The 23,533-nt window shown below is 72.3% G+C and carries 24 protein-coding genes and 2 pseudogenes; 17 read left to right on the top strand and 9 right to left on the bottom strand.

Annotation, left to right across the window (positions count from 1 at the left end):
* Position 1 precedes the first annotated feature (1 nt).
* The 7 genes from HDA41_RS37590 (at position 2) to hypA (ending at position 4,937) form a co-directional block, all read left to right on the top strand.
* Complete coding sequence (locus HDA41_RS37590) at positions 2–1,090, top strand: NADH-quinone oxidoreductase subunit B family protein (RefSeq protein WP_184992083.1); 1,089 nt, start codon at positions 2–4, stop codon at positions 1,088–1,090.
* A gap of 64 nt (positions 1,091–1,154) precedes the next feature.
* Positions 1,155–2,948, top strand: a complete 1,794-nt coding sequence (locus HDA41_RS37595; protein ID WP_184992085.1) for a nickel-dependent hydrogenase large subunit — start codon at positions 1,155–1,157, stop codon at positions 2,946–2,948.
* Entirely contained in the window at positions 2,941–3,492 is a 552-nt protein-coding gene (locus HDA41_RS37600; protein WP_184992087.1) for a NifU-related iron-sulfur-binding protein, read from the top strand. Before HDA41_RS37595 ends, HDA41_RS37600 begins: the two co-directional genes overlap by 8 nt.
* Entirely contained in the window at positions 3,489–4,085 is a 597-nt protein-coding gene (locus HDA41_RS37605) for a DUF5947 family protein (RefSeq protein WP_184992089.1), read from the top strand. The genes HDA41_RS37600 and HDA41_RS37605 overlap by 4 nt, the downstream gene beginning before the upstream one ends.
* Positions 4,086–4,136: 51 nt before the next feature.
* A complete protein-coding gene (locus HDA41_RS37610; RefSeq protein WP_184992091.1) occupies positions 4,137–4,343 on the top strand; it encodes a hypothetical protein in 207 nt (68 codons plus the stop codon).
* A gap of 32 nt (positions 4,344–4,375) precedes the next feature.
* Positions 4,376–4,573: a hypothetical protein gene (locus HDA41_RS37615; RefSeq protein WP_184994213.1), complete on the top strand. Its 198-nt coding sequence runs from the start codon at positions 4,376–4,378 to the stop codon at positions 4,571–4,573.
* 7 nt (positions 4,574–4,580) lie between these two features.
* Entirely contained in the window at positions 4,581–4,937 is a 357-nt protein-coding gene (gene hypA, locus HDA41_RS37620; RefSeq protein ID WP_184992093.1) for a hydrogenase maturation nickel metallochaperone HypA, read from the top strand.
* A 54-nt stretch (positions 4,938–4,991) separates the two neighbouring features.
* Here the strand turns inward: hypA and hypE are convergent, their stop codons facing one another.
* The 7 genes and pseudogenes from hypE to HDA41_RS37655 all read right to left on the bottom strand — a co-directional run bounded on the left by hypE (position 4,992) and on the right by HDA41_RS37655 (position 12,901).
* Positions 4,992–6,062 carry a hydrogenase expression/formation protein HypE gene (gene hypE, locus HDA41_RS37625; RefSeq protein WP_184992096.1) on the bottom strand — a complete coding sequence of 357 codons (1,071 nt, stop codon included), beginning with the start codon at positions 6,060–6,062 and terminating at the stop codon, positions 4,992–4,994.
* On the bottom strand, positions 6,055–7,197 hold the full coding sequence (hypD, locus tag HDA41_RS37630; protein WP_184992098.1) for a hydrogenase formation protein HypD: 1,143 nt from the start codon (positions 7,195–7,197) through the stop codon (positions 6,055–6,057). Before hypD ends, hypE begins: the two co-directional genes overlap by 8 nt.
* Complete coding sequence (locus HDA41_RS37635) at positions 7,194–7,475, bottom strand: HypC/HybG/HupF family hydrogenase formation chaperone (RefSeq protein ID WP_059419943.1); 282 nt, start codon at positions 7,473–7,475, stop codon at positions 7,194–7,196. The genes hypD and HDA41_RS37635 overlap by 4 nt, the downstream gene beginning before the upstream one ends.
* Positions 7,476–7,478: 3 nt before the next feature.
* Positions 7,479–9,800, bottom strand: coding sequence for a carbamoyltransferase HypF (gene hypF / locus HDA41_RS37640; RefSeq protein WP_184992100.1), 2,322 nt, complete (start codon positions 9,798–9,800; stop codon positions 7,479–7,481).
* Positions 9,797–10,534 carry a hydrogenase nickel incorporation protein HypB gene (gene hypB, locus HDA41_RS37645; protein WP_184992102.1) on the bottom strand — a complete coding sequence of 246 codons (738 nt, stop codon included), beginning with the start codon at positions 10,532–10,534 and terminating at the stop codon, positions 9,797–9,799. The genes hypF and hypB overlap by 4 nt, the downstream gene beginning before the upstream one ends.
* A 41-nt stretch (positions 10,535–10,575) precedes the next feature.
* Positions 10,576–11,159 (bottom strand): annotated as a pseudogene (locus tag HDA41_RS37650) (hydrogenase maturation protease); the annotation flags it as partial.
* Positions 11,156–12,901 (bottom strand): enoyl-CoA hydratase-related protein, encoded by a 1,746-nt coding sequence (locus tag HDA41_RS37655; RefSeq protein ID WP_184992105.1) that lies wholly within the window; start codon positions 12,899–12,901, stop codon positions 11,156–11,158. The gene HDA41_RS37655 and the pseudogene HDA41_RS37650, both read right to left, overlap by 4 nt.
* A gap of 173 nt (positions 12,902–13,074) precedes the next feature.
* On the opposite strand from HDA41_RS37655, the gene HDA41_RS41990 reads away from it, so the two are divergent.
* From HDA41_RS41990 to HDA41_RS37670, 4 genes are all read left to right on the top strand, one after another.
* A complete protein-coding gene (locus HDA41_RS41990) occupies positions 13,075–13,257 on the top strand; it encodes a hypothetical protein (protein ID WP_230299702.1) in 183 nt (60 codons plus the stop codon).
* Positions 13,258–13,348: 91 nt separating this feature from the next.
* Positions 13,349–13,900 (top strand): substrate-binding domain-containing protein, encoded by a 552-nt coding sequence (locus tag HDA41_RS37660; RefSeq protein WP_230299717.1) that lies wholly within the window; start codon positions 13,349–13,351, stop codon positions 13,898–13,900.
* Positions 13,788–14,546 carry an IclR family transcriptional regulator gene (locus tag HDA41_RS37665; RefSeq protein ID WP_184992106.1) on the top strand — a complete coding sequence of 253 codons (759 nt, stop codon included), beginning with the start codon at positions 13,788–13,790 and terminating at the stop codon, positions 14,544–14,546. The genes HDA41_RS37660 and HDA41_RS37665 overlap by 113 nt, the downstream gene beginning before the upstream one ends.
* A 116-nt stretch (positions 14,547–14,662) precedes the next feature.
* A complete protein-coding gene (locus HDA41_RS37670; RefSeq protein WP_230299703.1) occupies positions 14,663–15,868 on the top strand; it encodes a PP2C family protein-serine/threonine phosphatase in 1,206 nt (401 codons plus the stop codon).
* 50 nt (positions 15,869–15,918) lie between these two features.
* On the opposite strand, the gene paaK is transcribed toward HDA41_RS37670, so the two are convergent.
* Complete coding sequence (gene paaK / locus HDA41_RS37675; protein ID WP_184992107.1) at positions 15,919–17,262, bottom strand: phenylacetate--CoA ligase PaaK; 1,344 nt, start codon at positions 17,260–17,262, stop codon at positions 15,919–15,921.
* Positions 17,263–17,421: 159 nt separating this feature from the next.
* Between paaK and paaA the strand changes: the two genes are divergently transcribed.
* From paaA to HDA41_RS37705, 6 genes and pseudogenes are all read left to right on the top strand, one after another.
* Complete coding sequence (paaA, locus tag HDA41_RS37680; RefSeq protein ID WP_184992108.1) at positions 17,422–18,408, top strand: 1,2-phenylacetyl-CoA epoxidase subunit PaaA; 987 nt, start codon at positions 17,422–17,424, stop codon at positions 18,406–18,408.
* The gene (paaB, locus tag HDA41_RS37685; protein ID WP_184992109.1) at positions 18,405–18,698 is read left to right on the top strand and encodes a 1,2-phenylacetyl-CoA epoxidase subunit PaaB; all 294 of its coding nucleotides are present in this window, start codon (positions 18,405–18,407) and stop codon (positions 18,696–18,698) included. Before paaA ends, paaB begins: the two co-directional genes overlap by 4 nt.
* Positions 18,699–18,708: 10 nt before the next feature.
* Positions 18,709–19,536, top strand: coding sequence for a 1,2-phenylacetyl-CoA epoxidase subunit PaaC (gene paaC, locus HDA41_RS37690; protein ID WP_184992110.1), 828 nt, complete (start codon positions 18,709–18,711; stop codon positions 19,534–19,536).
* Positions 19,530–20,045: a 1,2-phenylacetyl-CoA epoxidase subunit PaaD gene (gene paaD / locus HDA41_RS37695; protein WP_184992112.1), complete on the top strand. Its 516-nt coding sequence runs from the start codon at positions 19,530–19,532 to the stop codon at positions 20,043–20,045. The genes paaC and paaD overlap by 7 nt, the downstream gene beginning before the upstream one ends.
* Entirely contained in the window at positions 20,045–21,160 is a 1,116-nt protein-coding gene (gene paaE, locus HDA41_RS37700; protein WP_184992114.1) for a 1,2-phenylacetyl-CoA epoxidase subunit PaaE, read from the top strand. The genes paaD and paaE overlap by 1 nt, the downstream gene beginning before the upstream one ends.
* A gap of 81 nt (positions 21,161–21,241) precedes the next feature.
* Positions 21,242–21,676, top strand: a pseudogene (locus HDA41_RS37705) (ricin-type beta-trefoil lectin domain protein); the annotation flags it as partial.
* A gap of 23 nt (positions 21,677–21,699) precedes the next feature.
* On the opposite strand, the gene HDA41_RS37710 reads toward HDA41_RS37705, so the two are convergent.
* On the bottom strand, positions 21,700–23,322 hold the full coding sequence (locus tag HDA41_RS37710) for a PucR family transcriptional regulator (RefSeq protein WP_184992118.1): 1,623 nt from the start codon (positions 23,320–23,322) through the stop codon (positions 21,700–21,702).
* Positions 23,323–23,533 lie beyond the last annotated feature (211 nt).

Consider the following 23,533-nt stretch of genomic DNA (forward strand, 5'->3'; position numbering starts at 1 on the left):
CATGACAACGCACAGCAGCACCACCGAAGTCAGCAAGGAACCCGAACGGGCCGAGGACCGGCAGGGCTTCGACGAGATCACCATCCTCTGGATCTCCGAAGGCATGAGCTGCGACGGCGACACCGTCTCCCTGACCGCAGCCGGCCAGCCCTCCATCGAGGACCTGGTGCTCGGACTGATCCCGGGCCTGCCGAAGGTGAACCTGGTCAACAAGGTCCTCTCACCGAGCCTGGGCGGCGAGGACTTCCTCGCTCCCTACCGGGCGGCCGTACGCGGCGAGCTGGAGCCGTTCATCCTCGTCATCGAGGGTTCGGTCCCCAACCAGAACATCATCGAGGGCGACGGCTACTGGACGTCCTTCGGCAACGACCCGGAGACCGGCGAGCCGCAGACCCTGAACTGGTGGATCGACCAACTGGCCCCCAAGGCCTGGGCGGTGGTGGCCGCCGGCACCTGCGCCACCTTCGGCGGCATCCACGCCATGGCCGGCAACCCCACGGGCTGCATGGGCCTCGCCGACTACCTGGGCTGGGACTTCACCTCACGGGGCGGCCTGCCGATCGTCAACGTGCCCGGCTGCCCGATCCAGCCCGAGAACTTCATGGAGACCCTGGTCTGGGTCCTCTACCACGCGGCCGGCTCCGCACCCCCGCCCCCGCTGGACCACATGCTGCGCCCGCAGTGGCTGTTCGGCAAGACGGTCCACGAGGGCTGCGACCGCGGCGCCTACTACGAGCAGGCCAGCTTCGCCAAGGACTACAACTCGCCCAAGTGCCTCGTCAAGACGGGCTGCTGGGGTCCGGTCGTCAACTGCAATGTGCCCAAACGCGGCTGGATGGCCGGCATCGGCGGCTGCCCGAACGTCGGCGGCATCTGCATCGGATGCACCATGCCCGGCTTCCCCGACGCGTTCATGCCGTTCATGGACGAGCCCCCCGGCGGAACCCTGTCGTCCCTGGCCATCAAGCCGTACGGGGCCGTCATCCGCCGCCTGCGGGGCATGACCAACGAGCTGGTCAACCACGAGCCCAGGTGGCGCCACAACAAGCGCAAGCTGACCAGCGGCTACGACCCGCGCTGGCGGCCCTGATGCCGCGTCAGGCACACCCCACCACCCGACCACGGAACACCGACAGCGAGGGGCAGTACCGCAGATGACCACCACCGAGGCCCGGCCCACCGAGCGCAAACCACCACAGCTCGTGGACATGTCCTGGGATCCCATCACCCGGATCATCGGGAACCTGGGCATCTACACGAAGATCGACTTCGCCAACCGGGAAGTCGTCGAATGCCACAGCACCTCGTCGCTGTTCCGCGGCTACTCGGTGTTCATGAAGGGCAAGGACCCGCGTGACGCGGGCTTCATCACGTCCCGGATCTGCGGCATCTGCGGCGACAACCACACCACCTGCTCCGACTACGCCCAGCAGATGGCCTACGGCGTCAAGCCGCCCCCGCTGGCCGACTACATCGTCAACCTGGGTGAAGCGGCCGAGTACCTCTTCGACCACACGATCTTCCAGGACAACCTGGTGTTCGTGGACTTCTGCGAGGCGATGGTCAAGGCCACCAATCCGAGTGTGCTGGCCCGCGCCGAACGCACCGACGCTCCCCGCGGCGAGATCCACGGCTACCGCACGATCGCCGACATCATGAGGGCCTTCAACCCCTTCGAGGGCGAGGTCTACAAGGAGGCCCTGAAGGTCAGCCGGATCACCCGGGAGATGTTCTGCCTCATGGAGGGGCGGCACGTCCACCCGTCCACGCTGTACCCTGGCGGCGTCGGCACGATGCCGCAGCCGACCGCCTTCACCGACTACCTCAGCCGCCTCATGCGGGTCATCGACTTCGTGAAGAAGGCCGTCGCCCTGAACGACGACGTCTTCGACTTCTTCTACGAGGCGCTGCCCGGCTACGAGGAGGTCGGCCGCCGCCGCGTCCTGCTGGGCTGCTGGGGCGCCTTCCAGGACCCCAGGACGGTCGACTACCGGTACGAGACGATGAACTCCTGGGGCAAGGACATGTACGTCACCCCGGGCATCATCGTCGACGGCGAACTGGTCACCAACAACCTCGTCGACATCAACCTCGGCCTGCGCATCCTGCTCGGCAGCTCGTACTACGAGGACTGGGTGGGCGAACAGCCCTTCGTGACGCACGACCCGCTCGGCAACCCCGTCGACATGCGCCACCCCTGGAACCAGACGACCGTCCCGGTGCCGCAGAAACGCGAATTCGACGGCAAGTACAGCTGGGTGATGAGCCCGCGATGGTACGACATGAGGACCGACCAGCACCTCGCCCTCGACACCGGCGGCGGCCCGCTCGCCCGGCTCTGGTCGACCGCGCTGAGCGGCCTGGTCGACACGCCGTACGTCAAGGCCACCGGCAACAGCGTGCGCATCTCGCTGCCCAAGGGCGAGACCCTGCCGGAGACCACCCTGGAGTGGCGCATCCCGCAGTGGAGCAACACCATCGAACGCGACCGCGCCCGCCCGTACTTCGTTGCCTACGCGGCCGCCATGGCCCTCCAGTTCGTGGAGGAGGCCATGGGCCTGGTGCGCGCGGGCGAGACCAAGGTGTTCGAGAACTACGAGGTGCCCGACGAGGCGATCGGCTGCGGCTTCCACGAGGCGGTGCGCGGCGTCCTCTCCCACCACCTGGTGATCAAGGACAAGAAGATCGCCAACTACCACCCGTACCCGCCCACCCCGTGGAACGCCAGCCCCCGCGACATGTACGGCACGCCGGGCCCGTACGAGGACGCCGTCCAGGGCCAGCCCATCTTCGAGGAGAACGGGCCGGACGACTTCAAGGGCGTCGACATCATGCGCACCGTCCGCAGCTTCGACCCCTGCCTGCCGTGCGGTGTGCACATGTACGTCGGCAAGGGCAAGACGCTCACCACCCTGCACTCGCCGACCTACGGGGCGAACCATGGCTGAGGCCGCCACCGCACGCCTGGCGGACCCGGACGTCGAGGCCCGGCTCGCCCGGCTCGACGAGCTGCTGAACACCCTTGAGTCCGCACCTGGCCCCACCACACGCTCCGCGACCGAGGCGGTCGCGCTCCTGACCGAGGTCTATGGCGAGGCCCTGGCCCGCGTCCTCGACCACGCCGACGGGCAGCTGGCCGAGCGCCTGGCCGAGGACGAGCTGCTCGGGCACCTGCTGGTACTGCACGACATCCACCCCGAGCCCCCCGAGCGCCGGGCGGCCCGCGCGGTCGAACGGCTGCGGCCGGCGGTACGGGAGCGGGGCGGCGACGTGGAGTGGGCCGGTGTGGAGGGGCAGGTCGGCCGGGTGCGTCTGAAGACGGGCGGCGGCTGCGGCTCCGGCTGCGGCGGTGGAGGTTCCGACGTCACCGACGCGGTCCGGGAGGCGGTGCTCGCCGTCGCTCCCGAGCTGACGGCGGTGGAGCCGCTGCCGAGCACGCCCGCTCCCGCGTTCGTACCGCTGACCACGCTGACGCACCGAGGCGCACGGTGACCATCGACGGGGCGCTGGCCCGCCTCATCCGCTCCTCGGCCGACCGCACGGCGGCGGCCGGGGCGGAGGTGTGCGACCTGTGCGCCGCGCCCGTCGCCGACGAGCACGCCCACCTCTACGACACCGGGCAGGAGGAGGTGCGCTGCGTCTGCGGCCCCTGCTCGGTGCTGTTCGCCGGGGCCGGGGCGGGCGACGGCCACTACCGGCTCGTGCCCCGGCGCCGGGTCCGGCTGCCCCGCGTCGACACGGCGGTGCTGGGCGTACCGGTCGGCCTGGTCTTCTTCGTGCCCCGGGCGGACGGCACGGTCACCGCGCAGGGCCCGAGCCCGGCGGGAGCCATGCGGTGGGAGGTGGACGCGGCGGCCTGGCAGGAGCTGGCCGGGACGTGTCCGCAGCTCGCCACCGTGGAACCCGAGGTGGAGGCCCTGCTGGTGAACACCGTCCACGGCCTCGACCACCACTGGATCGTGCCGATCGACGACTGCTACCGGATGGTCGCCGTCGTACGCGGCCAGTGGCGTGGCCTGTCCGGCGGAGGCCAGGTCTGGCCGGCCGTCGAGCGGTTCTTCGAGGACCTCACCGAGCGGCCATGAGCACGCACAGCACGCACTCCGCAGGTCGGAGGCGAGGAAGGAGAGCACCCCATGGGCAGCATCAGAGTGGGCAGGGCCCAGGCCAGGCCCGACACGCCCGGCCACGTCGCCGGCCTGCACCAGGGCAACAAGGGCCGGTACGACAAGCAGATCGGGCACCACGAGGACGGCACCGCCGACGCGCGCCGCTCCACGGGGATCCACTGGAAGCGGCATGACGCCCTCGTGAAGACCATGCCGAACATCTCGCCGGGATGACAGCCGTGAGGAGAGGACAGGGAGTCGCCGCGATGAAGCTCCAACGAGTACGCAGACCCGTCGCACGCAGGCGAGGCGGGATGAGCGGACAGCGGGTGCTGAAGGCCGAGGCCGCCCTGGCGGGCGGTGTGGCCCTGGCCCTGTTGTGCTGGGAGTTTCCCAGCCTGAGGCGGGAGATGCGGATCTGGCGGATGGCGGGCGGGTTCCGCGCGGGCCGCCGGTATCCGTGAGCCGGCCGTGCACGAGCTGTCGATCGCGACCGCGATCATCGAGCGGGCCGGCGAGCTGGCCCGGGCGGACGGGACCGAGGCGGTCTCGGCGGTGACCGTCCGGGTCGGCGAGCTGGCGGGCGTCGTCCCCGACGCCCTGGACTTCGCCTTCGAGGTGGCCCGCGACGGCACCGCCCTCGCCGGGGCCCGGCTCGTGGTCGAGCCGGTCCCCGCGCAGGCCTGGTGCGGCCCGTGCGCCGAGGAGTTCCCGGTGGGCATGCCCCCGTTCTTCTGGTGCCCGCGCTGCGACCGCCCCTCCAGCGACCTGCGCAGCGGCCGGGAACTGGAGATCACCGGGATCGAGCCGTCACCGGCCCCGGCATAGTGTGAGCGGGCCCCGCCGACGTGTCCGGCGGGGCCCGCTCACGTCCGGACCGGATCAGCAGATACGCGGCAACTGCTCGCCGAGCGGCAGATCCACCACCCGTGTGCCGCCGAGGCCGGTGGCGGCCACGACCATGCCGGGATGGTCGGCGACGCACTCGCCGATCAGCGTGGCCCCGGCACCCTGGGGGTGGGCTCGCATCGCCGCGAGGACCTCGTCCACCGCCGAGGGGGGCACGAAGGCGACGAGCCGGCCCTCGTTGGCGACGTAGAGGGGGTCGAGGCCGAGGAACCCGCAGGCGTTCGCCACCGCGTCCGGCACCGGAATGGCGCGCTCCTGAAGCCGGACCCCGGTCCCCGAGGCGCGGGCGATCTCGTTGAGGGACGCCGCCAGGCCACCCCTGGTGGGGTCGCGCAGCACATGGATGTCCGGGGTGACGGCCAGCATCGCCGTCACCAGATCCGCCAGCGGCACGGTGTCGCTGGTGACCTCGACCCCGAATTCCAGCCCCTCCCGCACGCTCATGATCGCCACCCCGTGCAGACCGATCGGCCCGCTGACGATCACGGCGTCCCCGGGCCGCGCACGCTGGGGCCGGATGTCCACCCCGTCCGGGACGAGCCCGACACCGGCGGTGGTGACGTACACACCGTCGCCGTGCCCGGACTCCACCACCTTGGTGTCACCCGTGGCGATGGTGACCCCGGCCGCCTCGGCCGCCGCGCCCATGGAGCACGCGATCCGTTCGACGACCGTCAGCTCCACGCCCTCCTCCAGGACGAACGCGGCGGAGAGAAACGCGGGCCGCGCACCGCTCATCGCCAGGTCGTTGACGGTGCCGTTGACCGCGAGGTCGCCCAGGCTGCCGCCGGGGAAGAACAGCGGACGGACCACGTAGGAGTCGGTGGAGAAGGCCAGCCGCGCACCGCCCAGTTCGAGGACGGCGGAGTCGGCGAGACCGGCGAGCGTGGCGTTGCCGTAGGCGGGCGTGAAGACCTGCTCCATCAGCTCCGCCGACAGTGCTCCGCCTCCGCCGTGCCCCATTACCACCACTCCCTGGTCACGCAGTGGGGCGGGGCAGGTCCAGTCGGCCGGGTCGACCACACCGGCGCGTTGTTCAGGCAACGGGAGCCACTCCTTCCTGTGTGGCCCGGCCGGCTTGCGGCGTCGGGGCGTTCATCCGGCGGTACAGGTAGTAGGCCGCGCAGGCGCCCTCACTGGAGACCATGGTGGCGCCGAGCGGTGTGCGCGGGGTGCAGATGGTGCCGAACGCGGCGCACTCGGTCGGCTTGATCAGCCCCTGGAGCACCTCACCGCTGCGGCACTCCGCGGGCTCCTCGGTGCGGATCCCGGTGACCTCGAAGCGGTGCTCGGCGTCGTACGCGCGGAAGGCGTCACGCAGCCGCCAGCCACTGGCCGGGATCCGCCCGATACCGCGCCAGGACCGGTCGGTGACCTCGAACACCTCCTCGATCATGCGCACGGCGGCCGGATTGCCCTCCTCGCGCACGGCACGCGGATACGCGTTCTCCACCCGGTGCTCGCCGCGCTCCAGCTGGCGGACCGCCCGGCGGATGCCCTCCAGGATGTCCAGCGGCTCGAACCCGGTCACCACCATCGGCACACCGAACCGCTCGGCCAGCTCCGGGTACTCCGCCGTGCCCATCACGCTGCACACGTGTCCGGCGGCCAGGAAACCCTGCACCCGGCAGGCCGGAGCCGTCATGATCGCCTCGACGGCCGGAGGCACCCGCACATGCGACACCAGCAGGCTGAAGTTGTTCAGACCCAGCCTGCGCGCCTGGTGCACGGCCATCGCGTTGGCCGGGGCCGTGGTCTCGAAGCCGATCGCGAAGAACACCACCTCCCGGTCCGGGTGGCGGCGGGCCAGCTCCAGGGCGTCGAGCGGCGAGTAGACCACGCGTACGTCGCCGCCCTCGCCCTTGACCCGGAACAGGTCGCGGCCGGTGCCCGGCACCCGGAGCATGTCGCCGAAGGAACAGAAGATCACCCCGGGCCGCGAGGCGATCTCCAGCGCCTTGTCGATGACCTCCAGCGGTGTGACGCAGACGGGGCAGCCGGGCCCGTGGATCAACTCGACCCGCTCGGGCAGCAGTTGGTCGATACCGTGCCGGATGATCGAGTGGGTCTGCCCGCCGCACACCTCCATCAGGGCCCACGGCCGGGTCGCGGTGGCCCGGATCTCGTCCAGCAGCCGCCGGGCCAGATCCGGGTCGTTGAACTCGTCGATGTACTTCACGCCGTTCCCGCCTCCTTCGCCGCCTGCTCCCAGGCGTCGCCGAACTCCTCCTCCAGCAGGCCCAGTTCCTCGAACAGCTTCAGCGAGGCCAGGGCCGACTCCTCGTCCAGGCGCTGGAGCGCGAAGCCGACATGCACGATGACGTACTCGCCCACCCGCACATCGGGCACGTACTCCAGACACGCCTGTTTCTGCACTCCGCCGAAGTCGATCAGCCCGGTGAGCGGATCCGCGCTGTCGTCGATGGCCACGACCTTGCCGGGCACTGCCAAACACATGGGTCACTCCTTCTGTCGTAGGTGCGCCGCGACCACCAGCTGGCCGAGGGCCAATCCGCCGTCGTTCGGAGGGACTTCGCCGTGCCGGAGCACCACGAAGCCGTCGTCGGTCAGCAGCCGCGCGCACTCCTCCTCCAGCAGAGCGTTGGCGAAGACCCCGCCGCTGAGGGCGACGGTGGCCAGGCCGGTGTCCCGGCGCGTACGCCGGCAGATCTCGGCGACGGCCCGCGCCACCCCGCGGTGGAAGCGGGCGGCGAGCACGGCGGCCGGGACACCGCGCCGCAGGTCGGCGATCAGCGTCCTCAGCACCGGCGCCGGGTCGTACGCGCCGGCCGCGAAGCCGAAGGCGTACGCCGACGAATCGGCGCCCCAGGCCGCAGCGGCGGCGGCCTCCAGCTCCAGGGCGGCCTGCGCCTCGTACCCCGCGCGATGGCACACGCCGGCGAGCGACGACACGGCGTCGAAGAGCCGGCCCATGCTGGAGGTCACCACACACGCCACACCGCGCGCCAACTGCTGCCGCAGAACGGCCAGTTCATCGTCTCCGCAGGCGGTCACGCTCGGCAGGTCCGCGTCCCACGGCAGGCCCGCCGCCCACAGCCGGGCGAGCGCCAGGCGGCATGGATTGGCCACGCCCGCGTCGCCACCGGGCAGCGGGGCGGGGGTCAGATGGGCCAGGCGCCGGTGGCCGGTGTAGCCGGCGAGCAGGATCTCGCCGCCCCAGACGGTGCCGTCGTCACCGTAGCCCGTGCCGTCGAAGGCGACGCCGATCACGGGTGCGGTGCCGTCGAGACCGTGCTCGGCCATCGCGGAGGCGATGTGCGCGTGGTGGTGCTGGACCAGCACAGGAGGGTGCTCGGCCAGCCGGGAGGCCCACCTCGCCGAGTGGTATCCAGGATGCCGGTCCGCAGCGACGACTTCGGGGGCGACGCCGGTCAGGCACCGCATGTGCTCCTCCGCCCGCCGGGCCGTCTCCAGGGTGGTCAGGTCGCCCATGTCGCCGATGTGCGGGCCGAACCAGGCATGGTCGCCCTCGCCCAGGCACAGGGCGTTCTTCAGATCGCCGCCCACGGCGAGCGCGGGCCGCACCGGGACCGGCAGCCGCAGCGGGCGGGGCACGTACCCTCGCGACCGGCGCAGCACCTGCTCGGTGCCGTCGGGGCGCACCCGCAGCAGTGAATCGTCGCAGGGCGAGGCGATGGGCCGGTCGTGGGCGAGCCACGCGTCGGCCAGCCCGGCGAGCCGGGTCAGTGCCTCGTCGTCGTCCGTGACGATCGGTTCGCCGGAGCGGTTGCCGCTCGTCATGACCAGCACACGCGGTCCCGGCGGATCGCCGGGCAGGCCGAACAGCAGGGTGTGCACGGGCGTGTAGGGCAGCATGACGCCGAGGTGAGGGCTGCCGGGGCAGACGCCGGGCGCGAGGCCCGCCTGCTCCGCCCGCCGGCGGAGCAGGACGATGGGGCGCCGGGGGCTGGTGAGGGCGGCCGACTCGGGAGTGGAGAGCACGGCGATCCGCCGTACGGCGTCCAGGTCCGCGCACATCACCGCGAACGGCTTGCCGCCGCGCGCCTTGCGGGTGCGCAGCGTCTCGACGGCCCGCGCGTCGGTCGCGTCGCACGCCAGGTGGTAGCCGCCGAGGCCCTTGACGGCGACGATCCGCCCGGCGGCCAGCAAAGCCCGCGCCGTCGCGAGTGCATCGGCGTCCCGTGCCGGGCGGACCTCGCTGCCGGCGGCGGGCGCCAAGCGCAACCGGGGACCGCAACCGGGGCACGCCACGGGCTGGGCGTGAAAGCGCCGGTCGAGGGGATCGCCGTACTCCCGGGCGCAGTCGGCGCACATCGGGAAGCCGGCCATGGTGGTGACCGCCCGGTCGTACGGCATGCCCGTGGCGATGGTGAAGCGGGGCCCGCAGTGGGTGCAGGTGACGAACGCGTGCCGGTGCCGGCGGTCCGCCGGATCGGTCAGGTCCCGCAGGCAATCGGCGCAGGTCGCCGTGTCGGGCGGGAGGAGGGTGCGGCCGGGGGAGCGGTCGGTGGAGCGGATGGTGAAGGTGCCGTCGGCGCCGCTGACGGGCAGGTCCTCGAACCCCACGCCGGTGACGGTGGCCAACGGCGGTGGCTGGGTGGCCAGCCGGTCGCAGAAGCCGGCGACGCGGTCCGGCGGGCCCTCCACCTCGATGAGGACTCCGCTCGCCGTGTTGCTCACGAAGCCCGCGAGCGAGAGATCGGTGGCCAGGCGGTGCACGAAGGGCCGGAACCCCACGCCCTGCACGGTGCCGCGCACGGTGACGCGGCGGCGCACCGCCTGTGTGGCGGGCGCTGTCACGGGACGAGGCCGGTTTCGCCGCCCTCATGGGTGTGGGTGTGCGGGCGGGGCGCCAGCGGAGGCCGGTGCGCCGGGGCCCCGTCCCGTACGGCGAGCACCCGCTCCAGAAGAGCGTCGACGCCGGCGCCGGTGCGGGCGCAGGTCCGCAGCACCTCCACCCCGGGGTTGACCCGCTGGACATGGGTGTCGAAGGCGGTCCCGTCGAACCCGGCGGGCCCGGCCAGGTCGGTCTTGGTCAGCACCACCAGATGGGCGGACCCGAAGGCCGTCGGGTACTTCAGCGGCTTGTCCTCGCCCTCCGTCACCGCCATGAGCACGATCCGCAGACTCTCGCCGAGGTCGTAGGACGCCGGGCAGACGAGGTTTCCGACGTTCTCCACGAACAGCAGCGAGGCGTCCTCGGGCAGCCAGCTCTCCAGGTGGCCGCGCAGCTGCCGCGCCTCCAGATGGCACAGCCCGTCCGTCAGCAGTTGCTTCACCGGGGCTCCTGAACGGGCGAGCCGGTGGGCGTCGTTCTCGGTCGCCAGGTCGGCGGTGAGCGCGGCCACCGGGAGACCCCGCTCCACCGCCCTGGCGAGCACCCGCCCGAGCAGCTCCGTCTTGCCGCTGCCCGGGCTGGACAGCAGATTGACCACGCTCACTCCGCGCCGGGTCAGCTCGTCGCGCAGGCTCGCGGCCAGACCGTCGTTCTTCGCCAGGACGGCCTGAGTGACCTCGTCCACGGAATCGCACATGGGCGCCGCTCCTCGCGGTCGGCAGGGAAATCGGTCCGCCACCGATCTTCGGCGCCGCCTCTCACGGTGTCCGGCAGCCCGGCGGGGACAGGGCGGGGGATTCGTCCGGGCGGCTCAACGGGGGCGTGGCCGCCGGGTCGGCCAGCAGCACCGGAACCATGGCGTGCAGGGCCGCGACGGCCCGCCCCACCGCTTCGCGTACCGTCGCGCTGACGCCCGGGGCGATGTCCTCGTCGGCGGGTGCCCGCAGCTCGGGCTCGCAGGCCAGGACGAGGACGCGCGGGAGCGGCTCGTCGCCGAGGTGGGCGGCCAGGGCGAGGACCTTCGCCGGGTCCATGCCGTGCGCCTCGGGCGGGGCGCCGACCGTGGCGCGGTCGGGCAGGTCCGGCTCGACCAGCGACAGGGTGCCCGGCTCCTGTCCCCGTACGGCCGCGTCGACCAGGAGGGCCGTGTCATAGCCGTCGAGCAGTGCGTACGCGAGGTCCATGCCGCGGATGCCGAAGTCCCGTACCCGCACCTCGGGCGGCAGCGGGTGCCGGTCCAGGGCGCGGATCACCTCGGGGCCGAAGGCGTCGTCCGCGAGGAAGATGTTGCCGACGCCCGCGACGAGCAACCGGCCCCTCATCGCGCACCGTCGGTCGCCGGAGGCCGGGCGGAGCCGCTCGGGACCTTGCGGACGAAGGCGGACCGCAGCGCGTGGTACGGGGCCTGCGGGTCGAAGAAGATGGCGCGCATGCGGGCGAGTTCGGTCCGCCGGTATTCGGTGAGGGGGCGCTGGAGCTCGTCCGCGTGACGCGCCGTGGCCTTGGCGGTGATCCGGCGGGCGATATCCGGATCGCCGGCCACATCGACAGCCAGACGCTCGACCTCCGTGGCGAACTCCCGGGCGGGAACCGGCACCAGACGGTCCACCAGCCCGATCCGCGCGGCTGTCGCGGCGCTCACCGGCAACGCCTCGCTCGTCAGCCGCTCGGCCGTCTCGGCGCCCACGCGGCGCGGCAGCGAGTACGTCCAGTACTCCGACCCGTACAGGCCCATGTTCCGGTAGTGCGGGTTGAGGACGCTGCCGGTGCGGCACCACACCTCGTCGGCGGCAAGGGCGAGCATGACACCGCCGGCCGCCGCGTTGCCGCCGAGCGCCGCCACCACCAGCCGGTCCGTGGTGCGCAGCACGGCCTCGACCAGGTCGTTCATGGCGATGAGGTTGGCCCAGGACTCGCCCGCCGGGTCGCTCGACGCCTCGATGACATTGAGGTGAATGCCGTTGGAGAAGAAGTCGCGGGCGCCGCCGAGCACCAGCACCGAAGTGGGGCGGGTGAGCGCGTACCGATAGGCGGCGAGCAGCCTGCGACAGTGGTTGGTGCTCATCGCCCCGCCCGGGAACGAGAAGGACAGGAAGCCGATGCCATCCCGCTGCCGGTAGCGGATGTCGCTCCAGGTGGTGCGGTTCGGTGGCAGTTCGAGCGGGGCGGCGATCTCCGGCAGCCAGTAGGGGCGCTCGCTCGAACTCGGCATGCCCGGGCCGCTGCCGGGCGGGGCCGGGAAGGCGGAGAGGACCGAGGCCGCCGGACGGCGGAACGGCGCCGGGTCGCCGGAGCTCTTGCGGGGGCGCAGTTCCGGGATCCACACCGCGCCGTCGCGGGTGGCCCGGCAGACCGCGCCGGACCGGGTGGCGAGCAGCTCGCCAGGGCGTCCGCGCAGTCGGTCCTCGGGGTGCCCGCCGTGCAGGAACACCTCCCGGCCGCACACCTCGTCCAGGACGCCGGGCTGGGAGTCGGCCCCGCGGAGTTTGCGCAGTACCGTTTCCGTGCTGTCGTCCTCCCAGTCGATCCGCCGCTGCTCCTGGCGGAAGAAGTCCCGCCACACCACACGGATCCCGGGATCGCTCTGCGGCCGCGGCTTGAACGATCCGTCGGCGAACCGCCGTACGGCCAGCAGCACAGCGGCCGCGGCGGCGTCGGACGCCTCGTTGCGATACACGTCGCTCTTGCCGGCCGGCGGCACCCGGAAGGACCCGTCCGCCCAGATGTCCCCCGCGTCCATCGCCGCCTCGGCCTGGAGCACCGTCACGCCCCACTCGGGTGCCTCGTCGGCGATCGCCCAGTCCAGCGACGACGGGCCCCGGTCGCCGGGTGGTCCCGGGTGCACGATCAGGCAGGTGTGCTCCTGCCACACGTCCTCCGGCAGGGCCGACTTCAGCATCGGCGCGACGATCAGTTCCGGGCGCACCTCGCTGACGGCGGCCCGGACCGCGTCGGCGCCGTGCGAGGCGAGGACGACGTCCACGTGGTGCCCTTGGTCCGACAGTTCCGCGTACACGCGTTGGGACAGGCTGTTGAACGCGCTGGCGACAAGCAAGATGTCCATGACATGAGATGGTCGCCGGTCGGGGGAGACCCGAGAAGGACCACGGCGGCGTTTCGCCGGTGTCCATCGGCCTCTTCCGCCATCCGGACCGCGTGCACGGTCCAGCTGCTCACCCGACGGCGCTCCGTGCGCATGGTGATCGTCGAGTTCCAGGTCGTGGTGGTGAGGTGGTAGTGCCGGGAACCATTCAGGCCGGCGTTGCTCGCGAGGTACTCGGCTACCGGCTGAACAGCGCCGCCGGGGCACTGGCCTCCGGGCGGACCCGCTCCATCGGCGTCGTCACGCTCGGGACCGATCTCCACGGGCCCGCGTCGCTCCCGATCGGCGTCGAACGGGCCGCGCGGGACGCGGGATAGGCGGGTGGTCAACACGCTGGAAGGCGACCCGGGAGGTGCCGTCGGCGCCGTGGAGTCGCTGCTGGAGCAGGGCGTGACGGCATCGTCGTCCGTGAACCCATCGACGAGGGAGCCGTCTCCCTCAGCGTCGACGTGCCGGTCCTCGTCCTCGGCGCGCCGGCGGACGTTCGGCGGCACCCCGACCGTCACCGCGGTGTTCGCCGCCAACGACGACATGGCCATCGGCGTGATCCGCGCCCTGACGGAAGCCGGACTGCGCGCACCGGACGACGTCAGCGTGGTCGGCTTCGACGACACCCCCGTCGCCGCGTACGTGACCCCACCGCTGACCACGGTGCGCCAGCCGTTCGACGCCGTGGCGCGCGAGGGACTCCGGCTCCTGGGGCGGGCCATCGAGCAGCCGGACGCGGAGCTGTCCCCGGCGAACGCCCCCCGGTCGAACTCGTGGTCCGCGCCTCGACCGCACCTCCGCCGTCCCGATGGACGCCCCCGGCCTTGCCCGTGCCGTATCGCTGACGCACGCTGGTTCTATGGGTGCGCAAGAGGGCCCTACGCTCATCACCTCCGTCCAGCGGGCCATGCGGCTGCTGGAGGCGGTGAGCGCGCACCAGAACGGTGCGCCGGCGAAGCAGCTGGCGCGTGAGACCGGGCTGCCTCTGGCCACCGCCTACCACCTGCTGCGCACGCTGGTGCACGACGGCTATGTGCGGAAACTGGACGACGGCGGGTTCGTCCTCGGTGACAAGTTGCAGAGCCTGCGGACCACCGGGCGCGGGCAGGCGCTGCTCAGCCGCGTCCGGCCCACGCTCGCCGCACTGCGGGACGAGCTGACGACCCCCGCCTATCTCACCTTCTACGAGGAGGGCGAGATCCGGGTCGCCGAGATCGTCGACGGCCCCGGGACGCCGCGCGTCGATCTCTGGGTGGGCTTCGAGGACGCGGGACACGCGACCGCACTGGGCAAGTCCGTGCTCAGGGAACTGGACGAGGAGGCCCGCAAGGACTACCTCTCCCGCCACCACCTCGCCGACCTCACCCCGCGGACCATCACCAGCCTGCCGGAACTGCTCCGGCGGCTGGACACCTCACCCATGGCCCCGGCCGTCACGGACCTGGAGGAGTACGCCCTCGGCACGGTCTGCGTCGCCGTCCCGGTCTACAGCGGGGACACACTCGGCTCCCTCGGCGTGTCCCTGCCGGCGAACCGGCTCTCCCGGTTGCCGGAGATCAGCGCGCGGCTGCTCCCGACCGCGAGCCGCGTGACGAGGAGCCTCTCGCTCACTATCTGAAAATCCGCTCCTTGCCGGTGTCCCGGTTCACCCCGTTTTCTGGATGAAACAGGCATTTCAGGGAGGCGCGCCCCAGCTCGGCGCCCCGCTCACAGGTGAGGAGCACGGATACCGACATGAGCCACCCCCGAGACCTTGGTGACGACCACTGGGCCGTACGGCCGTTCAGGAACCGAGTGGCCGGTGCCCGGGCCTCGGCCCGCAGACGCGCATTCGCGCAGCTGGCCGCCGGCACGCCCGTCCTGCCCGTACTGATCGTCACCGTCATCGTGCTCGTCGACCTCGCCGGCGGAGGCGGGATGATCTGGCTGCCCCTGCTCGCGGCCGGGCCTGCCCTCGCGGCCACGACCAACGGGCCGCGCGGAGTCCTCTCGGTCGGCTTCCTCGCCGTCGCACTCGGCGCCACGCTCGGCATCCGGGACGGCATCCCGGGCCGCGAACTGGCCGCCATCCTGTCGGCCCTGGTGGCCGTCACCCTCGCGAGCGGCCTGGCCGGCGTCCTGCGGGGGCGCCGGGAGCGGGTGCTCGCGGCGGTCCGCTCGGTCGCGGAGACCGCCCAGCACGCGCTGCTCAAGCCCGTGCCGTCGACTGTCGGGCCGTTCCAGGTGGCCGTCCGTTACAGCGCCGCCGCGGCCGAGGCCCGTATCGGCGGGGATCTCTACGCCCTGATACCCACCCCGCACGGCGTGCGGCTGATCGTCGGCGATGTGCGCGGCAAGGGGCTTCCCGCCGTGGGGACCGCCGCGCTGGTGCTCGGGGTCTTCCGCGAGGCCGCCCACGACGAACCCGACCTCCTCGCCGTGGTCGACAGGATCGAGCGGAGCCTGGCGCGCAACCTCGGTCACGACGACTTCGTCACCGCCGTGGTCGCCGGATACCCGCAGGCCGCCGGGCATCTGGAGGTGGTGAACTGCGGGCACACGCCACCGCTGCTGGTGCGCGCCTCCGGGAGCGTCTCGCCGGTGGAGCCCGCCCATCCGTCCCCGCCTCTCGGGCTGCGCGCCCTCACCGGTCACGCGCCCAGCCTCCACGCGCTCCCCTTCGCCGACGGCGACCAGCTGCTGCTCTACACCGACGGCGTCACCGAAGCCCGCGACAACGGGCGTGCCTTCTATCCGCTCGCCGAAGGACTGGAGCGACACGTGTCCCACGAGCCGGCCCGCACCCTCGGCGCCCTCCACGACGAGCTGCTCGCCCATGTGGGCGGCAGACTGCACGACGACGCGGCCCTGCTCCTGATCCGCAAACCGGCCGCATCCGAAGCAGGGGTGCCCGAGGTGACCGCTCCCGGCGCGGCTCCCGAGGCGCGGTGCGGCCTGTGAGGGCGTGTCACCGCGCCTCGCGCCGGCCCATGACCCGGCGGAGAGCGGTGTCACCTCGCTTCGCGCAGGTCCTTGACCCGGCGTAGTTTGCCGACGGAGCGCTCCAGGGTCTCCGGTTCGACGATCGTCACGTCGACCGTGACGCCGACTCCGTCCTTGACGTCCTTCGCGATCGCACGGGCGGCGGCCTCGCGCAGGCCGGCGGGCGTGCCGGGGCGGGTTTCGACGCGGACGGTCATGTGGTCCGTGCGGCCGCGCCGGGACAGCTGGATCTGGAAGTGCGGGGCGACGCCGGGCGTGCGCAGCACGATCTCCTCGATCTGGCTGGGGAAGACGTTCACCCCACGCAGGATGATCATGTCGTCGCAGCGGCCGGTGATCTTCTGGATGCGGCGGAACGCGGGCCGGGCCGTGCCGGGCAGCAGCCGGGTCAGGTCCCGGGTGCGGTAGCGGACGACCGGCAGGGCCTCCTTGGTCAGGGACGTGAAGACCAGCTCGCCCTCCTCGCCCTCGGGCAGCACCTCGCCCGTGATCGGATCGACGACCTCGGGGTAGAAGTGGTCCTCCCACACGTGCAGGCCGTCCTTGGTCTCCACGCACTCCTGGGCGACACCCGGGCCGATGACCTCGGACAGGCCGTATATGTCGACGGCATGGATGTCCAGCCGCTCCTCGATCTCGCGGCGCATCTCCTCCGTCCACGGCTCGGCACCGAAGATGCCCACCCGCAGGCTGCTGCCGCGCGGGTCGACCCCCTGCCGCTCGAACTCGTCGAGGAGCGTGAGCATGTAGGAGGGGGTGACCATGAGGATCTCGGGCTGGAAGTCCTGGATGATCTGCACCTGGCGTGCGGTCATGCCTCCCGAGGCGGGGATCACGGTGCACCCGGCCCGCTCGGCGCCGTAGTGGGCGCCGAGGCCGCCGGTGAACAGGCCGTAGCCGTAGGAGATGTGCACCTTGTGCCCGGGGCGGCCGCCCGCGGCGCGGATCGAGCGGGCGACCAGGTCCGCCCACGTCGACAGGTCGTTCTCCGTGTAGCCGACGACCGTCGGGCGCCCGGTGGTGCCGCTGGAGGCGTGGACGCGCCGGACCTGGTCCATGGGGACGGCGAACATGCCGAACGGGTAGGTGTCGCGCAGATCCGCCTTGGTCGTGAAGGGGAAGCGGGGCAGGTCCTCCAGGGTCCGGCAGTCGTCGGGCGTGACGCCGGCCCGGTCGAACTTCTTCCGGTACGTCTCCACGTCGTCGTAGGCGTGGCGCAGGCTCCGGCGCAGACGGTCGAGCTGGAGATGGCGCAGTTCCTCGCGCGTCAGGCGCTCACCGTCGTCCAGCAGGTCGTGGGGGAGGGGTTCGCCCCGCCGCTGTCCTGTCGCCGTGTCAGCTGTACGGCCCACTTCACGCACCACCTTGTCACCCGACCGACCATTCGGTTAGCTTCGGCGCTGACCAGTAATCCAGTCGCCTCGAGGACTGTCAAGGATCAGGGTCTTACCAAGGCGCACGGGGTCGTTCTATGATGGACCGAACGAATGGTCGGTTGGGAAGTGGGACGGATGGACACGACACACTCCAGCCCCCGGGGGGCGGACGGCGCCGAGCCGGTTCTCCAGCAGCACTTCGACGCGACGATCGCGCGGGACCAGCGGATCGAGCCGCGCGACTGGATGCCGGAGGGCTACCGGAAGACGCTCGTCCGGCAGATCGCGCAGCACGCGCACTCGGAGATCATCGGCATGCAGCCGGAGGGCGAGTGGATCACGCGTGCGCCCTCGCTGCGCCGCAAGGCCATTCTGTTCGCGAAGGTGCAGGACGAGGCCGGGCACGGGTTGTATCTGTACTCGGCGGCGGAGACGCTGGGCGCCGACCGCGCGGATCTGACCGAGCGGCTGATCGAGGGCCGCCAGAAGTACTCCTCGATCTTCAACTACCCCACGCTGAGCTTCGCGGACGTCGGGGTGATCGGCTGGTTCGTGGACGGGGCGGCGATCTGCAACCAGGTGCCGCTGTGCCGCAGCTCCTACGGCCCCTACGCGCGTGCGATGGTGCGGATCTGCAAGGAGGAGTCGTTCCATCAGCGGCAGGGCTATGAGCTGCTGATGACGATGATGCGGGGCACCGAGGCACAGCGGGAGATGGTGCGGGACGCGGTGAACCGCTGGTGGTGGCCGTCGCTGATGATGTTCGGCCCGCCCGACGACGCCTCGCCCAACTCCGCGCAGTCCATGGCCTGGAAGATCAAGCGGCACAGCAACGACGAACTGCGTCAGCGCTTCGTCGACATGACCGTCCCGCAGGCCGAGAAGCTCGGCGTGACGCTGCCCGACCCGGAGCTGCGCTGGAACGAGGAGCGCGGGCACCACGACTTCGGCACCCCGGACTGGGACGAGCTGATGCGGGTCATCAAGGGCGACGGCCCGTGCAACGCCCAGCGGATGGAGCGGCGCAGGACCGCTCACGAGGAGGGCGCCTGGGTGCGTGCGGCGGCGAGCGCCCACGCGGCCAAGCAGGCCGCCCGCGCGGAGAAGGGAGCGGTGGCATGACCGCCGAGAAGCGGAACTGGCCGCTGTACGAGGTGTTCGTGCGCGGCAAGCGCGGGCTGAACCACGTCCACGTGGGCTCGCTGCACGCCGCCGACGACCGTATGGCCCTCACGCACGCCCGGGACCTGTACACCCGGCGCAACGAGGGCGTGAGCATCTGGGTGGTGCGCTCGGAGCACATCGCCGCCTCGACCCGCGACGAGAAGGACCCGTTCTTCGAGCCCAGCGCCGACAAGGTCTACCGGCACCCGACCTTCTACGACATCCCCGACGACGTCCCGCACATCTGAAGGAGAGGGTATGAGCGACGACCACGTCTACATGACCCTCGCCGAGGGGCACGAGGACGACACCCGCTGGGCCTACGGCACCGGCTTCGAGGACCCGCTGCACGGCGTCGACACCGCCGTACCCGACGGCGTGGACGCCGGGGAGCTGGCCGCCCTGTGCGTCACCCTGGCCGACGACGCCCTGGTCTCGGCCCAGCGGCTGGCCGAGTGGACCACCCGGGCGCCCGAGCTGGAGGAGGAGGTGGCGCTGGCCAACATCGGACTCGATCTGCTCGGCCAGGCCCGCCTGCTGTACTCCCGGGCGGGGCAGGTCGACGGGACCGGGCGCGGCGAGGACGCCTACGCCTACTTCCGCGACGCCGGCGAGTTCCGCAACGTACGCCTGGCCGAACTCCCGGGCGGAGACTTCGCGTTCTCGATCGTGCGGCTGCTGGTGTTCTCCAGCTGGCGCCTCGCGCACTTCGAGCGGCTCACCGCCCACCGCGACCCGGTGCTCGCGGCGATCGCCGCCAAGGGTGTGAAGGAGCTGACCTACCACCGGCAGTACGCGGCCGAGTGGGCGGTGCGGCTGGGCGACGGCACCGAGGAGTCGCACCGCCGGACGCGCAGGGCTCTGGAGCAGGTGGCGCCCTACCTGGGCGAGTTGTTCACGGCGTACGACGTCCGGGACGAGGTCGTCGCCGTCCTGCGGCAGGTCACCGAGGCGGCCGGGCTGCCCATGCCCGTCTACCGGCCGCTGCCCGGCTCGGGCCGCACCGGGGAGCACACCGAGCATCTCGCCCCGCTGCTGGCCGAGTTGCAGGGCGTGGCCCGCGCCCACCCGGAGGCGACATGGTGATCACGCTGCCGGCCGCGCGACGGGCCCGGCGCATCGCCGAGCAGGTGCCCGACCCGGAGCTGCCCATGCTCACCCTGGCCGACCTCGGAGTGCTGCGCGAGGTGTCCATGGAGCCGGACGGGACGGTGGTCGCGAGCCTGACCCCGACCTACTCGGGCTGCCCGGCCATGGCCGAGATGCGCGCCGGCGTGGCCGCCCGGCTCAAGGCCGCGGGCTACGCGCGCGTGGAGATCCGTACCGTCCTCGACCCGCCGTGGACCAGCGACTGGATCACCCCGGAAGGCCGCCGCAAGCTCGCCGAACACGGCATCGCCCCGCCCGGGGCCGCACCCGCGCGCGCCACCGGACCGGTGCCGCTCGTGCTGTCGCCGATCCGCCGCTCGGTGCCCTGCCCGCGCTGCGGCAGCGCGGACACGGAGGAGACCTCCCGCTTCGCCGCCACGTCCTGCAAGGCACTGTGGCGCTGCCTCGCCTGCCGCGAGCCGTTCGAGTACGTCAAGGAGATCTGATGGAGGACCTGATCGAGCCGGCCCCCGCCCCGGCGCCGCGCGCGCGTGCCCGCCGACGTCCGGTCTTCCACCCCCTGCGGGTGGCCGCCGTGCAATCGCTGTGCGAGGACGCGGTGGCCGTCGGCTTCGACGTCCCGGCCGAGCTGGCCGAGGAGTTCGCCTTCGCGCCCGGCCAGTCGCTCACCCTGCGGCGCGAGATCGACGGCCGGGACGAGCGCCGCTCCTACTCGATCTGCTCGCCCACCGGCGCGGCACCGCGCATCGGCGTCCGGGTCGTGCCAGGCGGCCTGTTCTCCTCCTGGCTGGTGCACGAGGTACGCCCCGGTGACACCATCGAGGTGATGGCCCCCACCGGCGCCTTCACACCCGACCTCACCACCCCCGGCCACCACGTCCTCATCGCGGCCGGCTCCGGCATCACGCCCATGGTGTCCATCGCCGAGTCCGTCCTGGCCGCCGACTCCCGCTCGACGGTCACCCTCTTCTACGGCAACCGCCGCACCGGCACCGTGATGTTCGCCGACGAGCTGGCCGACCTGAAGGACCTCTACCCGACGCGGTTCCAGGTCTCCCACGTCCTCTCCCGTGAGCCACGCGAGGCCGAGGTGCTGTCCGGCCGCCTCGACGCCGACCGGCTGTCGGCGCTCATCGAAGCGCTGGTCGACGTGGAGTCCGCCGACCACTGGTGGCTGTGCGGCCCGCACGGCATGGTCCGCGCCGCCCAAGAGGTCCTGGCCGGCCTCGGCGTGCCCGGCGACCGTGTCCACCAGGAGCTGTTCTACGCCGACGACGAACCCGTACGCGAGGTCCACCACGCCGAGGCCGGCCCGTCCGGCCCGGTCAGCCAGGTCACCGTCATCCTCGACGGCCGCTCCACCACCTCCGCCCTGCCCCGCGGGCGGACCATCCTGGAAGGCGCCCAGCAGACCCGCCCCGACCTGCCGTTCGCCTGCAAGGGCGGCGTCTGCGGCACCTGCCGCGCCCTGGTCGCCGACGGCAAGGCCGACATGCGCCGCAACTTCGCCCTCGAACCCGCCGAGGTCGACGCGGGCTACGTCCTCACCTGCCAGTCGTTCCCGGTCTCCGACGCCCTGACGGTGGACTTCGACACCTGAGTCCGCGTCAGGGCGTTACCGCGCCGAGGTCCTCCGCGCACTCCTCCGGCACGGCCACGTCCCCGACGATGAGCGACTGGCAACCGCCGGACCGGCCAGGTCATCGGCACCGGAGGCAAGACCGACGACGCGAACATCGGCAACGGGGACGTCCCCGACGTCCGTCCGGAGGGCGTCGGACCGGCCACGGACGAGGACACCCAGTACGGGCACGTGGTGTCCCGGACGCAGGGCGGTACGACCCTGCTGAACAAGTCGGGCGGCCGGGCGGCGGCGATCCGGACCGGGACCGCCTCCGCCGGGCAGCGCATCGGCCCGTGGGTCGACGACAACGCCACCGGGACCTGGAACGTCGTCAGGACCGACGACGGCTCCTCCAGGTTCCAGGCGGCGAAGAACCCGGACCTGTACCTGACCGGCGCGTCCCCAGGGGCGCCGCTGACCCTTCAGAACGAGGCCGCGGACGGCTCACAGGAGTGGCGGCTGGTGCGGCAGGCGGGGCCGCGCCCGGACTGATGTTCACCCGTCCTCCGTGAGGCTCACCCATCGCGCAGCACGCGCAACGCGGTGAGCGCCACGTGGAGTTCGGTGCGGCGTTCACCGGATTCGAGGTCGGTGTCGAGGAGGCGTTCGATGGTGCGCAGACGCTGGTACATGGTCTCCCTCGACAGGCCGCCGCGGCGGGCCGCGGTGGTCTTGTTGCCGGCGGCGTCCAGGTAGTGGCCGAGCGTCGTCAGCAGGTCGGCGCCGTGCCGGGTGTCGTGGTCGATGAGCCGGCCGAGCCGCCGTTCGGTGAAGTCCTGGATCCGGGTGTCCTCGCGCAGGGCGTACAGCAGGCGGCGCAGGTCGATGTCCGGCAGCTCGTGGAAGGAGCGGTCCGGGGGAAGGGGCTGGCCGGGCGGGGTGGCCTCTATGACGCGGGCCGCCTCCCGGAAGGAGCGGGCGATGTCGGCGAGGTCCGCCACCTCCGAGCCGGCGCTCACGAGCGCCTCCGGGGACAGACCCAGCGCGGTGCGGCTCAGACGCTCGGCCACCGGACGCCAGGGCTGGGTGGCGCGCAGGGCCAGCAGGACACCGAGGCGGCCGGGGGAGAGCTCGCCGACGAGCGCCGGGACACCCGCCGACCTGAGCTCCCGGTGCAGTCGGGACTCCGGCTCGGTCCCCGCGGCACCCGGGCCCAGGTCGACCAGCAGGGCCAGGAACAGGCTGTCCTCGGTGGGCAGGCCCAGCGCGGCGCAGCGGGCACGGGCGTCCGCGGGGGAGTGGTGGCGCTGCTCCGCCAGTTCCCGCAGGGCGTTGCGGTGGGCCGTGTGTTCCCACGGCGTGGCGTGGATGAGGCGGGCGACGGTCAGCGCCATCGCCGTTCTCTCCAGGACGGTGACGTGCTCCGGCCCGAAACCGGGCTCATCGCCGGGGGACGGGAGCATGGCCAGACGGCCCCAGCGTTCGCCCTGGTAGGAGACGGGCCCCGTGAGCCAGCTCTCCGGGCCGCCCACCCCCGTGTGGTCGCCGGGTGCGGTGGCCCGGGAGCGCTGTTCCCAGCCGGTGAGCGCCTCCTCCACCGTGCTTCCCGACGGCTCGCAGATCAGCGCCTGGTGCACCCGGTTCTCCAGGACGACCGTCCGCCCGCTCATCTCCGCCGCCGCGCGCACCACGTCCTCCGGCCCCGCGCCGCGCAGCGTCAGCGCGGTGAACGCCTCGTGGATCCGCTGCGTCCGGCGCATCGCGTCGGCCTGGTTGCCGAGGATGAGCGCGTGGACGACCTGGGTGACCTCCAGGAAGTTGACGTCCCGGGCGAGAGTCACCAGGGGCAGCCCCCGGGCGCGGCAGGCCTGGACGAGGGCCTCGGGCGGGCGGTGGTAGCGCCGCACCAGCTCGATGACCAGGGCGGCCGCACCCACCTCGGTGAGTTCGTCGACGTACCGGCGGACCCCCGCGGCGTCCTCGGGCAGGGGCATGCCCGTCGTCAGGACCAGCTCCCCGCCCTTGAGGAAGGACGCCGGATCCGTCAGCTCGGTGATGTGCACCCAGCGCACCGGCCGGTCCAGCTGGGCCAGCCCGGTGACGACCTGGGGCTGTCCGGCGGCCAGGACGGGCAGGGCCAGCACGTCGGCGACGGTCGGCGCGCGACCGGCCGGGGCCTTCGGGTGGTTCTCGTTCACGGCGACTCCCTGCTCGCCCGGTCACTCTGACAAGCGGCACTGACCTGCGCAAGAGCTGTCCACGGCAGGGGCGGGCGGGACCCGAGGGGTTCGGCGGTTGACACAACGTCCGAACAACGCGTTCCGGCTGGACAGATCACGCGTTGTCGCCCTTCGCGGGGGCTTGGATGCTCGGTTACCGGAGCTGAGCCAAGCAACCACACCTCGACGT

Origin of the sequence: Streptomyces caelestis, from assembly GCF_014205255.1 — a bacterium.
In the GTDB taxonomy this organism is placed as follows: domain Bacteria; phylum Actinomycetota; class Actinomycetes; order Streptomycetales; family Streptomycetaceae; genus Streptomyces; species Streptomyces caelestis.

Bases quoted from the DNA above. Each gene is read 5' to 3' on its own strand.
- HDA41_RS37610 (WP_184992091.1), top strand. From the start codon at position 4,137: ATGGGCAGCATCAGAGTGGGCAGGGCCCAGGCCAGGCCCGACACGCCC.
- HDA41_RS37590 (WP_184992083.1), top strand. From the start codon at position 2: ATGACAACGCACAGCAGCACCACCGAAGTCAGCAAGGAACCCGAACGG.
- paaC (WP_184992110.1), top strand. From the start codon at position 18,709: ATGAGCGACGACCACGTCTACATGACCCTCGCCGAGGGGCACGAGGAC.
- HDA41_RS37600 (WP_184992087.1), top strand. From the start codon at position 2,941: ATGGCTGAGGCCGCCACCGCACGCCTGGCGGACCCGGACGTCGAGGCC.
- paaD (WP_184992112.1), top strand. From the start codon at position 19,530: ATGGTGATCACGCTGCCGGCCGCGCGACGGGCCCGGCGCATCGCCGAG.
- paaB (WP_184992109.1), top strand. From the start codon at position 18,405: ATGACCGCCGAGAAGCGGAACTGGCCGCTGTACGAGGTGTTCGTGCGC.
- HDA41_RS37665 (WP_184992106.1), top strand. From the start codon at position 13,788: ATGGGTGCGCAAGAGGGCCCTACGCTCATCACCTCCGTCCAGCGGGCC.
- HDA41_RS37670 (WP_230299703.1), top strand. From the start codon at position 14,663: ATGAGCCACCCCCGAGACCTTGGTGACGACCACTGGGCCGTACGGCCG.
- HDA41_RS37615 (WP_184994213.1), top strand. From the start codon at position 4,376: ATGAAGCTCCAACGAGTACGCAGACCCGTCGCACGCAGGCGAGGCGGG.
- HDA41_RS37635 (WP_059419943.1), bottom strand. From the start codon at position 7,475: ATGTGTTTGGCAGTGCCCGGCAAGGTCGTGGCCATCGACGACAGCGCG.
- paaA (WP_184992108.1), top strand. From the start codon at position 17,422: ATGGACACGACACACTCCAGCCCCCGGGGGGCGGACGGCGCCGAGCCG.
- paaE (WP_184992114.1), top strand. From the start codon at position 20,045: ATGGAGGACCTGATCGAGCCGGCCCCCGCCCCGGCGCCGCGCGCGCGT.
- HDA41_RS37655 (WP_184992105.1), bottom strand. From the start codon at position 12,901: ATGGACATCTTGCTTGTCGCCAGCGCGTTCAACAGCCTGTCCCAACGC.
- hypB (WP_184992102.1), bottom strand. From the start codon at position 10,534: ATGTGCGATTCCGTGGACGAGGTCACTCAGGCCGTCCTGGCGAAGAAC.
- HDA41_RS37595 (WP_184992085.1), top strand. From the start codon at position 1,155: ATGACCACCACCGAGGCCCGGCCCACCGAGCGCAAACCACCACAGCTC.